The sequence below is a fragment of the Bradyrhizobium uaiense genome, assembly GCF_010811875.1.
Taxonomy (GTDB): Bacteria; Pseudomonadota; Alphaproteobacteria; order Rhizobiales; family Xanthobacteraceae; genus Bradyrhizobium; species Bradyrhizobium uaiense.
Genome location: NZ_VKHP01000926.1, coordinates 1 through 245, shown reverse-complemented (window position 1 = coordinate 245; position 245 = coordinate 1). Strand labels below are relative to the sequence as shown.

The 245-nt window shown below is 65.3% G+C and carries 1 protein-coding gene; it reads right to left on the bottom strand.

What is annotated here, in order from left to right:
- Positions 1-2: 2 nt before the first annotated feature.
- The coding region (locus FNJ47_RS53590; protein WP_206685440.1) for a hypothetical protein at positions 3-245 on the bottom strand (243 nt) is incomplete at its 5' end.

Below are 245 nucleotides of genomic sequence, written 5' to 3'. Positions count from 1 at the left end.
CCTCAGGATGACGGCGCGTAGTGAGGGGGCACTTCCGACATGGCGTCCGGCAACAGACTGAGTCCGATCCCGCATCCACCGACGAAACCGGTGGTCGGCAACATGCTGTCGCTGGATTCGACCGCGCGCACGCGGCGCAGCGAGCCGCGCACCGCCTTGTCGAAGCGCTTCTCGTCGGACAGCTCGTCGACCAGATCGTGACCGGAGACGATCACAAGCGGCGCCCCCATCATGTCAAGCCAGAA